The sequence below is a fragment of the Trebonia sp. genome (genome assembly GCF_030042015.1).
GTDB lineage: Bacteria > Actinomycetota > Actinomycetes > Streptosporangiales > Streptosporangiaceae > Trebonia.
Window position 1 is genome coordinate 1 of sequence record NZ_JASIAL010000552.1, and the last position, 12,432, is coordinate 12,432.

The window sequence follows — 12,432 nt, forward strand, 5'->3', positions numbered from 1 at the left end:
TCGAAGCCGGGCACGCGGGCGCGCAGCACGATGCCGGCGGCCAGCGGCAGCCCGACCACGAGGGCGAGGCTGGCGATGATGCCGGCCGGGCGCACGCCGGCGTGCCCGGCTTCGATGGTGAGGATCGGCCCGGCGAGGGCGACCGTGGCCACGGTGGAGCCGATGAGCACGCCGGCGGAGACGGCCGCCTCGCCGCCGGCCATCGCGGTGGTGGCGACCGAGGCGATCTCGCAGGGCGCCAGGCCGACTGCCAGCACCCCGTCGCGGAGCGGGCCGGGAGCCACCAGCCAGGACACGGCCCACGACAGCGCGGGCAGCACGGTGACCCCGGCGGCGAGCGCGGCGAGCAGCGGGCGCCAGGCCCCGCCGAGGCGGCGCAGCGCCGCGGGCTCGATCGTCACCGCGGTGGCGAAGACCAGCACCGCGAGCAGCACGTCGATGCCCTGCCTGGCGGCCAGCCAGGCGAGCGGCGGCCGCACGGACAGGCCGAGGATCGCGGCGGCGAGCACCGCGGCCAGTTCGGGGTAGCCGGCGACCAGCCTGCGCACCTGAGACGCCATGACGACCACGTCGTCGATCTTCCCAGGCAGGCGGCTGGTCATGGACAGTCGCAACGGTTCGTTCGGGATAAAGGGACAACAGCGGGGAACGGCCTGCCGAGTTCGGCGGCCGGGTCAGCGGTGCGGCGGCCGCTCGACCGGTGCGACCGATTCCCTGATGACCAGCTGCGGTTCCACCACCGGAGCGCTGGCGGGCGGGTCCGGCGACGCCCGGCCGTCTTCTGACTGGCGGATCGCGTCGATCAGCGTCGCGACGCACCGCACGCCGAGCTCGCCGAAGTCCTGGCGCACCGTCGTCAGCGGCGGCCAGAAGTGCGCGGACTCGGGGATGTCGTCGAAGCCGACGACGCTGACGTCGCGCGGCACGTCAAGCCCGGCCGCGCGGAACGCGTGGATGAGCCCGAGCGCCATCTGGTCGTTGGAGGAGAACACCGCGGTGAACGGCAGGTCCGCGCGGCCGGAGGAGGCCGTCCCGGCCTCCCCGGCGAGGGCGCGGCCGATCTCGAAGCCCGAGTCCGCGGTCCAGTCGCCGAACAGCGGCGGCGCCCAGGGCAGGCCGACCGCCGACAGCTCCGCCTTGTACGCGCGCAGCCGTGACTGCGCGTCGTTCCAGTCCGGCGGCCCGGCCACGTGCAGGATGCGCCGGTGCCCCTGCCCGATCAGGTAGCCGAGCAGCAGCCGGACGCCCGCCTCCTGGTTCACCGAGACGACCGGGATGCCGCCGGCGCCGCGCTGCTCGCCCTGGGCGGCCACGATCGGCACGTTCATCGACAGGCCGGCCAGGTGGGACAGCACCGTGGTCCGCGGCGCGACGATGACGATCCCCTCGACCTCCTGGGTCAGCAGATCCTCGATCGCCGCCGAGATCGAGCCAGGGGCGACCGACGCCAGATGGGCGACGGTCGCGTAGTAGCCGCGCCCGCGCGCCGCGTCCTCGACCGCGCCCACGCTGCTCGCCGGGCCGTAGTGCGAGCCCACCGCGGCGGCCAGCACCCCGATCGTCTGCGATCGGCGCATCGACAGCATCCGCGCCGCCCGGCTGGGCCGGAACTGCAGCTGGTCCATCGCGGCGAGCACGCGCGACTTCGTCACGTCGCGGATGCTCGGGTGCCCGTTCAGCACGCGCGAGACCGTCTGGTGCGAGACTCCGGCGAGCCGCGCGACGTCACGAATGCTCGCCGGACGCGGGCGCGACCTGCTCCCGGCGGCAGGGCTTCCGGTCGCCTGCTGCACGCATTGAGCATCGCACACCGCGGCAACCGGGCACGGGCCAGGGGTTAGAGGGCTGGGGGCTGGGGGCTGGGCGCGGCCCTTGCCTGACGCGACAATGGTGAGCGTGCCCGGATCAGACCTTCCCGTGCGCCTGGCGGGGCGGGTGATCGTGCTCGACCCCGCCGGGCGGGTGCTGCTCTTCCGCTACGACGACCCGCCGCCCAACGGGCGGCACTGGGCCACGCCGGGCGGCGGGCTCGAGGCGGGCGAGGACCACCACTCCGGCGCGCAGCGCGAGCTCGCCGAGGAGACCGGCTGGGATGACGTGGCGGTGGCGCCAGGCGAGGTGTTCGAGCAGTGGCTGACGATGGGGTACGGCGACCGCGTCGTCCGCCAGCACGAGCTGTTCTTCCTGGCGCGCGTGTCGGTCGAGCGGCGCCCGCTCGGCGACGTCGCGGCCATGCACGTCCACGACGGGATCCGCGCCACGCGCTGGTGGACGCTCGCCGAGCTTGACGCGACTACCGAGGCCGTGTGGCCCGCCGGGCTCGCGGACCTGGTCCGGGCGGTGGCCAGCTAGGCCGTGCCCGTGCGTTCCTGAGGAAGCGGCGCGCGATTCTGACACGCGCCGTATTGATCCCGTTAATCTCCATGTTGTTACTTGTCAATTCCGGAATCCTAGCGTTCCTGGCTATGAGCTCATCGCCCATGAACCCTGAGCAGGCCAGGAAACTCAGCCTTGCAGAGCAGCACGACTGGTACCGCCGCGCGACCTCGCGACGCTCGCTCCTGCGGGGCGGACTCGTCGGCGCCGGCGCCATCGCCGCCGGGCCCGTCCTCCTTTCGGGCTCGGCGAGCGCCGCCACCAGGCGGGCAGCCGGCCCGACCCTGCTGTCCAAGACCGGCTTCACGGCGGGCACCTCCGCGGTCCCGTTCGGGCAGCACGTGGCCTTCGGACCCGATCCCAGGACGCAGATCGCCGTAGCGTGGCAGGTCCGCAACCCGGTCAGCAACCCGTTCCTGCGCTTCAGCGACCAGCCAGGTGGCTGGGGCCAGCAGATCCCGGCCGAGGTCCGGACGGTGTCGACTCCGGTTACCGACACATCCCCTGTCGACTCGGTGCCGCTGGTCTCGCCCACCGTCATCGAGCAGTACTACCTGCACGTCCAGCTGGACAACCTGTCCCCGGGCTCGACGTACTACTACACGGTCGGGCAGGACGGCTGGGACTCGGCGCTCAACGTGGTCGGGTCGTTCACCACCGCCCCGCGCGGGAACCAGCCGTTCACCTTCACCGCCTTCGGCGACGAGGGCACCACCTACGACTCGCTCGCCACCACCAGCCTGATCCGCTCCCAGAACCCGGCGTTCCACCTGCACGCCGGCGACGTCTCCTACGCCGAAGACGGCGGCGACGGCCTGATCACCGACCCCTACGACCCGCGGGTCTGGGACACCTGGTTCAACGAGGTCGCGCCCGCGGCCGGCAACATCCCCTGGCAGCTCGCGGTGGGCAACCACGAGATGGAAGCCTGGTACGCGCCGGACGGCTACGGCGCGGAGCACGCCCGCTGGGACTTCCCGGGCGGCGTGTCCGGCCCCACCTACTATTCGTTCACCTACGGCAACGTGGGCGTGGTCAGCCTCGACGCGAACGACGTGTCGTACGAGATCCCGGCGAACTTCGGCTACTCGGGCGGCGCGCAGGTCGCGTGGCTGGAGACCACCCTGGCCGGCCTCCGCCAGCAGCCGGGCATCGACTTCATCGTCGCGTACTTCCACCACTGCGCCTACAGCACCTGCACGACGCACGCCTCCGAGGGCGGCGCCAGGCAGTTCTTCGTCCCGCTGTTCGACAAGTACGGCGTGGACCTGGTGATCAACGGCCACAACCACATCTACGAGCGCAACAACCCGCTGATCGGCGGCACGCAGACGGTGACCGCGCCGTCCGGCGCCACGATCACCCCGGCGACGCAGGGCACCACGTACGTGGTCTGCGGCGGCGGCGGCGTGAGCCTGTACAAGTTCGGCGCCAAGGACAGCTACGAAGGCGACGTGAACACCAACACCGCGATCGCCAGCTACGTCAACGAGGCGGGCGAAACGAAGGTCGACGAGAGCGTCGACTACTCGCAGGTCCGGTACACCGGCTACTGCCTGCTTGTCATCGACAGCAGCCCGGCTGGCTGGCCGGGCGGCACCTCCACGCTGCTCGTCCGCGGCCTCAACGAGGACGGTGTGGAACTGGACCGGGTCACCCTGTCCAGGACCGCCGGCTAGCCCGGCCTGCGCGGGTGTCAGCGTCCCGTCACGGGACGCTGACACCCGCGAGTTCGTAGACGAAGTCCGGCGCGTAGACCGTGCCCACTCCCGTCGCCAGGTTGTAGCCGCCATGGGGGTTGGCGGAGTAGCCCTTGACCGTGTACTCCTTGTCCGTCGGCCCCTGGTAGAACGACACGGTGTTGTTGCCAGAGGTCACGTTGACGATGCCGGGCGCGTGCTCGGCCGACAGCGCGTACAGCGTGGGGTTGATCACCCCGAGCGGGCGCCCGGCGACCTGGTCGGCCAGCGCCACGATGGCCGCGAACTCCGGCGTCGCCTCGCTTGTGCCGCAGATCAGCCACCAGCCGGCCGGCTGCCCGGCGAACGTGCTGTAGACGTTCACCGCGCCGTCGCAGGACGCGCTCATCGCGATGTCCGGCACGCCGCGGCGGGCGCCGACCACGGACTCCACGGCGTCCTGCCACGACGGACGGGTGAAGAACGCGGACTTGCCGCCGCCGCTCGCGAACGGGTTCGGGCCCGCGTCGCCGGCGAAGTAGTCGTTCGCCGGCGCGTTGTAGGTGTCGTTCCAGACCACGGAGGTGTACTTGCCGCCGCTGAGCTCGAGCCGCGTGCCGCCCACCGCGGTCACCAGCGGGTCGCTGGCCGGCCACGACGTCACCGGCCCGGCGTAATAGGTCGACCCGTTCAGCTTGACACCCGCGGCGCCGGTGTCCCCTGAGGCGGCGAGCACGGTCACGTCGTGGGCCTGCGCGTCCAGGTACGCGGCACGCAGCGGCGCCAGCACCTTGTAGCTCGGGAAGGTCTCCTCGGTGGCGCTGAAACTCTGGCTGATCACGTCGCCGAGGCCGTGGTTGATCACGTATTCCTCGGCGGTGACGATCTGCGGGAAGCCGGTCACGCCCTCTGTCTCTGAGACGGGCGTCTCGACGAGCAGGATGTTCGCGCCCGGCGCCAGGGCGTGCGCATACTCCACGTCCAGCGTGGTCTCGTCCGCCCAGCCCACCATGGTCCCATTCTGGTAGCCCGTGCTGTACGCGGGAATCTTGCCCGCCGGCGTGATGATCTTGAACGAGGGCGGCGCCGCGAGGCCGAACTGCCGGTCGAACACGGTCAGGTCGTGCTTGATCGTCGGGGAGCCGAACGAGTCGACGATCACGATCGTCTCGCCCTTGCCGGTGACGCCCCTGGCGTAGAGGGTGTTCAGGCCGTACGCCGCGCGGAGCTGGGCCGGGTCGTAGCAGGCGATGTCATCGTCCTGTTCGCATTCCGCCGTCGTCGGCGGCGCCTGCCGGTCCGTGCGGGCGAGGGGGATGACACCCGGCTTGATCATTATTCGCGGCAGGCTGGCCTGGTTTGCTGACCCGGGGCGTGCGGCAGAAGCCGCCGGGACGGCCGGCGCCGTCGCCGCCAGAATCGTGAGGGTGAGCGCCGCCGCGCCTGCCGCCAGCCCGGCGATCCTGGCCTTGCGCATGCGAACTCCTCGGGTCGACTGCGTCGAACATAGCCGGAACTGTCGCCCCACTATTGAACAACGACCGGATACCAGCCCGTGCGGCTTCCCGGGCGCGGCTGAAAGTCGTAGCGCAGGCCGTCGGCGGCGAGCGCGACCAGGGTCAGCGACGTCGTGCCCCAGATCCGGCCGCCCGGCAGCTCGCGGCGGGCGATGATCGCGCGCGGGTCGCCCGCGGCAAGCCCGTCGCCAGCCGCCAGCGTGAGCCAGTCGCCCCAGGCCGCCTCCGGCGAGAGCGCGGGGTCGCCGGACGGGCGGGTGGCCGCGAACTTCGGCCCGAAGTAGGCAGCCTTTTCATCCGCGGGCTCCCCCGGGTAGGCGTGGCCTGCATTGGTCAGCACGTGCGTGCCCGGTTCCAGTTGCGCCAGGGACGGCCGCTCGCCGTCCCAGCTCAGCAGCCATACCGACGCCAGGTCGGCGCACACCAGGTAGCACGGGTCGTAGGCCGCGAGGGCGTCCGGGGCTTCGGCGAGGTCCTTCAGCACGACGGTGCCGTCGGCGGCGGCGCGCAGCGGCAGCTCTCCCCTGCTCCGGCGGCCGACCGGATCGGCGAGCACGCCACGGCCGTTCAGCAGGCAGGACAAGCGCGGCAGTTCCGGCTGGACCGCCAGCCAGGTGCCGCCCGCCTGCTCATCGAGCCCGCCGAGCAGCGGCGAACCGGGCCAGTGCCGCGCGGGGGGCAGCCAGGGCCGGTCGGTCAGCTCGTCGCGGACGCCGAGCACCAGCAGCGGGACCCGATCCCCCGGTTCGAAGCTGAGGACCACGGTGCACATGTGCCTATCATCTCCTCATCCCCGATGACATGAGGGGTTAGGGTCTGGTCCGGTTGTCGGGCAGCATAGGAGTGTGACGCTGACAACCGACGCGCCTGACGAGGCCGGGACGCAGAGTCCGGCCGGGCAGCGGGATTCGTTCGAGCTGCTGACCGGTCTGTTCCGCGGCGGTGGCGTGGTCGTGCTGACCGGAGCGGGGCTTTCGACCGAGTCCGGAATCCCCGATTACCGGGGAGCGACGGGGCGGGCCAGGCGCGCCGAGCCCATGACGTACCAGACGTTCACCGGAAGTGAGGCGGCGCGTCAGCGATACTGGGCGCGCAGCCACCTCGGCTGGCGGCACATCGCGACCGCGCGGCCGAACGCCGGGCACCGCGCGGTGGCGGCGCTTGAGCGGCGTGGGCTGGTGCGCGGGATCATCACGCAGAACGTGGACGGACTGCATCAGGCGGCGGGCGCCCGCAACGTCACCGAACTGCACGGCAGCCTGCACCGGGTCGTGTGCCTGTCGTGCTGGGAGCGCACCCCCCGGCTGTCGCTCGACGACCGGCTGCAGGCGGCGAATCCCGCCTGGCGCGACCGGGACACGGAGATCAACCCGGACGGGGACGCGGCGGTGCAGGACACCTCCGGCTTCGTGATCGCGGACTGCGAGGGCTGCGGCGGGGTGCTGAAGCCGGACGTCGTCTTCTTCGGCGAGAACGTGCCGGGGATCCGGGTGGCGGCCTGCTACGACCTGGTCTCGGCCGCGTCGTCCCTGGTCGTCCTCGGGTCGTCGCTGACCGTCATGTCCGGCTACCGGTACGTGCGGCACGCCGCGGCGCGCGGCATCCCCGTGGTGATCGTGAACCAGGGCGCGACGCGCGGCGACGCGCTGGCGGCAGCCACCCTGGACGCGCCGCTCGGCGACACGCTGCGCGCGGTCGCCGCCCGGATGGGCGGATCGTTATGGTCGGTGAGCGGGATCTCGTCGCGCTGCTGCACCGCGCGGACTGGACGCGGCTGTCCCTGTCGGGCACGGTGCGCGGCGTCGACGACCCGGACTTCATGGTGACCACGGTCACGGAGGAGCGCCGGGCGTGGCGGGCGTGGCGGGAGCACGGGTTTCCGCCGTATCCGCCGTTCTCGTTCGGGCCCGGGCCTTTGCTTGACGACCCTGAGCCGACGCTGCTCGTCGCGCCGGGCAGGCGGTACCGGGTGGAGAACTCAGGCGGGCGGCATGTTCGCGGCTGCGACGGCGAGCGAATCTGGCTGTGGCTCGCGGACCTGCCGCCGGACACGAAGGTGCGCCTCGCCGGCGCCCCTCAGCCGCCCTTCCCCTCGCTGCTCGCCCCGTCCTGGCTGCTCAGCGGATACGAACTGTCGATTGAGGGCGAGGCCGCCTTGTGCGGGCGGGCCGGCGTCCGCGTCGTGGCGGTGCCGCGGCGCGACGCGAGCCGGCGGGGAGGCCGGGGACGAGGCCGCGGCCGGGCGCTGGGACCGTCGCTGTTCGGCTGGCCGACATCGGTCACCAGCGACCGGGTCACCGCCGTTGTCGACGCCGAGCTCGGCATCCTGTTGCGCTGCGAGCGGCAGCGGGGGGCTCGCCCGCCGGACGTGGCCGAGTTCACGAGCCTTGAGGTGGGCGAGGCGGCTGACCCGGCGCGGTTCACCGCGCCGCCGGGAAGCGTCACGGCCGACGCGAGGGACTCCGGGTGGTGGTCGTTCCGGACCGGGCCCCCTGGCGGGCCGTTGGGCGGGGTCGCCACGGAGGCTGCCAAGGCAGCTGTGGGGCTGGCCGCGGGCGGGCTCGGGGCCGCGATCAGGTACTCGTCGTCGATCCGCCACCCATTCGGCTCGTCGCAGGCGTGGGGGCGTGCCACGGTGGACGACGATCCGGAAGGCTCGATGCCGGGGGACGATCCCCCGCCGGCCGAGGCGGGCGGCGCCGGTGAGGCGGGCGGCGCGAGTAGGGCGGGTGAGCCTGGTGCGGCGGGCCGGCCTGTCAGCGACGAGATCCTGCATCTGCTCTACCGGGGCGGCGCCGGCATTCCCGAGTTCACCGGGACGCTGCACCAGTGGGTCGATGTCGCCGCGCTGATCGAGGCGGTGCCTGAGGCGGCACGCAGGACCGGGTTCGGCGGCGTCGGCTTCCTCGCCGACGCGCTCCGTGACGCCGCCCGCGAGTCGGAATCTGGCGGCACCAGCCACACCGTGCGCCGCGTCCGGATGGGCGGCTGGCAGCGATACCGGATCGACCTCATCAAGCGGCGCTGGGACGACCAGCCGCCCGACGGCGGTAAGCGGCACGGCCGCCCCCGGCACGAGCTGCTGACCCTCGCGTGCGACGGCCAGCAGCGCTGGCAGGTGTACGAGGACCGGGTCGTCGTCGGGCCCGCCGGTCCGCCCCCGGACGAACTCACCGGCCTGCTGGACGGTTCCTGGCTGCTCGGGTGTGACCTGTCCGGCGGCGAGGAGGTCGTGGCCGCGGCCCGCCCCGCGTACCGCGTCGCCGCCACCGGCGCGCGTACCCGGCACGCGACGCCGTTCTTCGCCTTCATGTTCCCCGCCGTCGCGGTGGTGGACGCGGAGTCAGGCCGGCTGCACCGGCTCACGCTGTACAAGCGGGGAAAGCCCGTGTCGCGGAACGAACTCCGCGACGTCGCTCCCGCCGGGGAGGGCGATTTCGGATTCGAGGCTCCGGCCGGGACGCGGGTGGAAGGGGAACCGCCCGAGCCACCGACCGCGGACGCCGTCAAGAAGCGAGTGGATGAGACGATCGCCGCTGCCCGCGGTTTCCTTGATTCGCTGCGGGGCCCGCAGCCGCCTTCGCGCTGACGGCGGCGACTGCAGGGTCCCGGGCCCGAGGCGGTATAAGTGGCGGTCATGACGTACATCCCCGCGACCTCAGCCGAAGCCGTCACGCTCGCCGTGGACGGCTGCCGGGCGCTCGCCGCCGCCGGGCAGTCGGACATCGTGTGGGGACATCCCAGCGTCCGCGACCCCGACGGGCGCGGAGCGTGGATGAAGTGCTCTGGGTGGGGTTTCGAAGAGGTCGACGCCAGCCGGATCGTACTGGTCGGCCCGGACGGCGCGGTGCTCGCGGGCGACGGGCCCCGGCACATCGAGTACCCGATCCATACCGAGATCATGGCTGCCCGGCCGGATGTCGGAGCGGTGGTGCACACGCATCCGGCGGCGGCCTGCGCCTTCGCCGCGCTTGACGTCCAACTGCGCCCGCTTGACCACGCCGGCGCGCTGTTCTGTTACCCGCAGATCCCCCGGTTCGGCCTGACAGGCGGGCTGATCAAGACGAGGGAACTGGGCCGGCTGCTGGCCGCGGCGCTCGGCGACGCGGTGGCCTGCCTGATGCCGCAGCACGGCATCGTCGCATGCGGTCCGGACCTGCCCGCCGCGGTCATGACCGCGGTGCTGCTGGACCGCGCCTGCCGGACCCAGCTCACCGCGATGGCGGCCGGGCACCTGCGGAGCTGGGGCGACGAGGCGGACACGGTTGCCAAGCGCGGCGACGTGTGGTCCGCGGGGCAGTTGCAGGCCGGCTTCGCCTACCTGCTCCGCCAAGCGCGCTTAGCCCGTCCGAGACCGCCGCCGGGCAGCCGTCTGGGCCTCAGCCAGCCTGCCACGTCCCGGCCGCACCGCTCACTCGCACATCGCCTTTCACCTGACCAGGTGACACGCACCCGAGCGAGCGGCGACGCAACCCGTTAGCTTCCCGGCATCGGGTTCCTAGTTGAGGGCAGAGGTGGGCGGGGCGGGGCGCGACGCTCGAGCCGCCGTTAGCCGGCCGCGGTCATTTCGTGCCAGAGGCCGCCGTTGAGGTTCAGGTTGTTGCCGCTGGCCTGGCCAGGGGCGGTGTCGCCGATGTAGGTGTACAGCGGGTGGCCGTCGTAGGTCGCCTGGATGGTGCCGTTCGCGCGGTGAATTGTGCCCAGGCTGCCGGTCACGCCGCTGACGCCGGCGCCGACGACCGGCGACCCGTAGACCGGGGGCCAGTAGGCGGCGCAGGTCCCGGAGCAGGCCGAACTCGTCGGGGTGTCCGGCACGAACCAGTACAGCGTGCGGCCGCTTGAGTTGGTCAGCACGAGGACACCGCCGATGGAGATGGTCCGCAGCAGCGCGCGGCCGCTGGCGCTGGCGGGCGCGGACGTCCCGCCGCTGGCTTGCGCCACCGAGACGCCGAGCACGGCGAGGGCGGCGACGCCGACCGCGGCGATGGACGCCACCGCCGCCCGGCGCAGGCCGTCACCCTGGCGCAGGCCGCCGGGCCAGCGCGCGCCGCCACCCCGACGCGCGCCGGCGAGGGCCCCGCTGGCGGCAGGGGTTCCCGCAGCGGGGCTGGTGCCCGCCCCCGCGGGGACGGGACGCCCCGCGGGGACGGTGCTTGAGGTGGGACTGGCGCACCCCAGGGGGCTGCCGGTCTCCAAGGGGTCGGCGCTCCGCCAGGGGCTGCCGCTCTGCAGCAGGCTGGCGCTCTCCTGCCGGACCGCGGTTGCTGCAGAGGCGGCGCTGCTCGGTGCGGCACTGCTCGGGGCGGGGGCGCTCGGTGCGGCGCTGCTCGGGGCGAGGATGCTGGTTGCGGCGAGGAGCGCGAGGATCGCGAAGGCGGCTACCTCGACCACGCCCGCGACCACGCCGGCCGTGGTTCTCACCTCGCGGAAGCCGAACAGGCCCACCCACAGCGACAGCAGGTAACCGCCGAGGGTGGCGAGCGCGAAAAGGGCGCCGGCCGTGGCGGACGCCGCGGCCGGCAGCCACGACGACCGGGCGAGCAGCGGCGTGATCACCGCCGCGAGCGCGAGCGCGAAGGCGGCAATCACCTGCAGCAGGAAGAGCCAGCCGATCACCGGGATGGTCCGGTAGCCGGTCAGGTACAGGTCGAGGTGGATCGCCGCGGTCGCGCCGAGCAGGCCCGCCCCGGCCACGCGAAGCGGCCACCGCAGGCGGGTAAGGATCGTGGTCCCCATACTCCGTGACACGTGCGGCGGCCCACTGCCGGTTCACGAAGTCCTGGCGAGGAGGTTGGGCGGTGAGAGGAAGCCGGGATCGTTCGGGATAGGGGAATTGGGTTTACGAAAGGAACTTCAGGAGAGCGGCGGTGGTCTCCTCCGGTGCCTCCTCCGGAAGGTAATGCCCGCAGGGCAGCGCCTGACCGTCGACCGTGGTCGCGTACTGCCGCCAGATGGCGAGCACGTCGGGATAGTGCCGGCCGACGAATCCGTGCTGGCCCCACAGGGCGAGCAGCGGCGCCGTGACCTTCTCGCCGCGTGCCGCCGACGCGTCGTCGTCGGCGAGGTCGGGGCCGGTCGCCGCGCGGTAGTCCTCACAGGAGGCGTGGATCGCCGCCGGGTCGCGGAAGCACCTGACGTACTCGGCCAGGGCCTGCGGGTCGAACGGGTGGCCGCCGCGGCGCAGCATGCTCAGCCGGCCGCGGATCCAGCCGTCGGGGTCGGCGCCGAGCAGGTGCTCAGGGAGTGGCTCTGGCTGGGCGAGGAAGAACCAGTGCCAGTAGCCGAGCCCGAACGTCATATCCGCTGTCCGCAGGGCGTGCCTGGTGGGAACGATGTCCAGAACGGACAGTTGTGTTACGGCCTGAGGATAGTCCAGCGCCATCCGGTGGGCGACCCGGCCGCCCCGGTCGTGTCCGACCACGGCGAAGACCGGGAACCCCAGTTCGGCCATCACCTGGACCTGGTCGGCCGCCATCGCGCGCTTGCCGTATGCCTCGTGGTTCGCGCTGCCGGAGGGCTTGCCCCTGTCGCCGTAGCCGCGGAGGTCGGTGAGGATAACCGTGTGGTGTTCGGCGAGGCGGGGGGCGACGTGATGCCACATGACGTGGGTCTGCGGGTAGCCGTGCAACAGCAGCACCGGGCTGCCGTCGCCGCCGACCAGCGTGTTTATCCGGATGCCGTCGGTTCTTACGGTTGTTCGGCGGAAGAGGTCGGGCAGCGGAACGGTCATCGTGGCCTCCTCGATCTCGCCCGCGCGCTGGCGGGGAGCTGACATAATCCACGCCAACCGTCACCAGCCGGACGGCGTCTTAGGCGGTTGTACCCGTTTGGGCAGGCTATGCCGGGTAAGGGTGAGCCGG

General features: G+C 72.5%; 11 protein-coding genes. 5 read left to right on the forward strand and 6 right to left on the reverse strand.

Annotated elements, in window-relative coordinates:
• Both Q1N79_RS29515 and Q1N79_RS29520 read right to left on the reverse strand, forming a co-directional pair.
• A partial coding sequence (locus tag Q1N79_RS29515; RefSeq protein WP_367185155.1) for a bile acid:sodium symporter occupies positions 1-602 on the reverse strand: 602 nt, incomplete at its 3' end.
• Positions 603-674: 72 nt separating this feature from the next.
• The gene (locus Q1N79_RS29520; protein WP_300614394.1) at positions 675-1,793 is read right to left on the reverse strand and encodes a LacI family DNA-binding transcriptional regulator; all 1,119 of its coding nucleotides are present in this window, start codon (positions 1,791-1,793) and stop codon (positions 675-677) included.
• Between the two features lie 103 nt (positions 1,794-1,896).
• Between Q1N79_RS29520 and Q1N79_RS29525 the strand changes: the two genes are divergently transcribed.
• Together Q1N79_RS29525 and Q1N79_RS29530 are read left to right on the forward strand one after the other, a co-directional pair.
• Entirely contained in the window at positions 1,897-2,352 is a 456-nt protein-coding gene (locus Q1N79_RS29525; RefSeq protein WP_300614395.1) for an NUDIX domain-containing protein, read from the forward strand.
• Positions 2,353-2,465: 113 nt separating this feature from the next.
• The gene (locus Q1N79_RS29530; protein WP_300614396.1) at positions 2,466-4,055 is read left to right on the forward strand and encodes a metallophosphoesterase family protein; all 1,590 of its coding nucleotides are present in this window, start codon (positions 2,466-2,468) and stop codon (positions 4,053-4,055) included.
• 28 nt (positions 4,056-4,083) lie between these two features.
• Here Q1N79_RS29530 and Q1N79_RS29535 read toward each other — a convergent pair whose 3' ends face one another.
• Both Q1N79_RS29535 and Q1N79_RS29540 read right to left on the reverse strand, forming a co-directional pair.
• A complete protein-coding gene (locus Q1N79_RS29535) occupies positions 4,084-5,532 on the reverse strand; it encodes a S53 family peptidase (RefSeq protein WP_300614397.1) in 1,449 nt (482 codons plus the stop codon).
• Between the two features lie 50 nt (positions 5,533-5,582).
• Positions 5,583-6,344 (reverse strand): NRDE family protein, encoded by a 762-nt coding sequence (locus Q1N79_RS29540; protein WP_300614398.1) that lies wholly within the window; start codon positions 6,342-6,344, stop codon positions 5,583-5,585.
• 145 nt (positions 6,345-6,489) lie between these two features.
• Between Q1N79_RS29540 and Q1N79_RS29545 the strand changes: the two genes are divergently transcribed.
• The 3 genes from Q1N79_RS29545 to Q1N79_RS29555 are packed head-to-tail and all read left to right on the forward strand — an operon-like array spanning position 6,490 to position 10,052.
• Positions 6,490-7,398, forward strand: coding sequence for an NAD-dependent protein deacetylase (locus Q1N79_RS29545; protein WP_300614425.1), 909 nt, complete (start codon positions 6,490-6,492; stop codon positions 7,396-7,398).
• Positions 7,293-9,161 (forward strand): hypothetical protein, encoded by a 1,869-nt coding sequence (locus tag Q1N79_RS29550; RefSeq protein WP_300614399.1) that lies wholly within the window; start codon positions 7,293-7,295, stop codon positions 9,159-9,161. The genes Q1N79_RS29545 and Q1N79_RS29550 overlap by 106 nt, the downstream gene beginning before the upstream one ends.
• Before the next feature lie 48 nt (positions 9,162-9,209).
• Positions 9,210-10,052 (forward strand): class II aldolase/adducin family protein, encoded by an 843-nt coding sequence (locus Q1N79_RS29555; RefSeq protein WP_300614401.1) that lies wholly within the window; start codon positions 9,210-9,212, stop codon positions 10,050-10,052.
• A 68-nt stretch (positions 10,053-10,120) separates the two neighbouring features.
• Here Q1N79_RS29555 and Q1N79_RS29560 read toward each other — a convergent pair whose 3' ends face one another.
• Entirely contained in the window at positions 10,121-11,308 is a 1,188-nt protein-coding gene (locus Q1N79_RS29560; protein WP_300614402.1) for a hypothetical protein, read from the reverse strand.
• Positions 11,309-11,411: 103 nt separating this feature from the next.
• Positions 11,412-12,347 (reverse strand): alpha/beta hydrolase, encoded by a 936-nt coding sequence (locus tag Q1N79_RS29565; protein WP_300614403.1) that lies wholly within the window; start codon positions 12,345-12,347, stop codon positions 11,412-11,414.
• Positions 12,348-12,432: the final 85 nt, after the last annotated feature.

What these genes read in the sequence shown, in the direction of transcription:
- Q1N79_RS29530 (WP_300614396.1), top strand. Translation starts at nt 2,466, where the DNA reads ATGAGCTCATCGCCCATGAACCCTGAGCAGGCCAGGAAACTCAGCCTT.
- Q1N79_RS29535 (WP_300614397.1), bottom strand. Translation starts at nt 5,532, where the DNA reads ATGCGCAAGGCCAGGATCGCCGGGCTGGCGGCAGGCGCGGCGGCGCTC.
- Q1N79_RS29540 (WP_300614398.1), bottom strand. Translation starts at nt 6,344, where the DNA reads ATGTGCACCGTGGTCCTCAGCTTCGAACCGGGGGATCGGGTCCCGCTG.
- Q1N79_RS29550 (WP_300614399.1), top strand. Translation starts at nt 7,293, where the DNA reads ATGGTCGGTGAGCGGGATCTCGTCGCGCTGCTGCACCGCGCGGACTGG.
- Q1N79_RS29555 (WP_300614401.1), top strand. Translation starts at nt 9,210, where the DNA reads ATGACGTACATCCCCGCGACCTCAGCCGAAGCCGTCACGCTCGCCGTG.
- Q1N79_RS29560 (WP_300614402.1), bottom strand. Translation starts at nt 11,308, where the DNA reads ATGGGGACCACGATCCTTACCCGCCTGCGGTGGCCGCTTCGCGTGGCC.
- Q1N79_RS29565 (WP_300614403.1), bottom strand. Translation starts at nt 12,347, where the DNA reads ATGTCAGCTCCCCGCCAGCGCGCGGGCGAGATCGAGGAGGCCACGATG.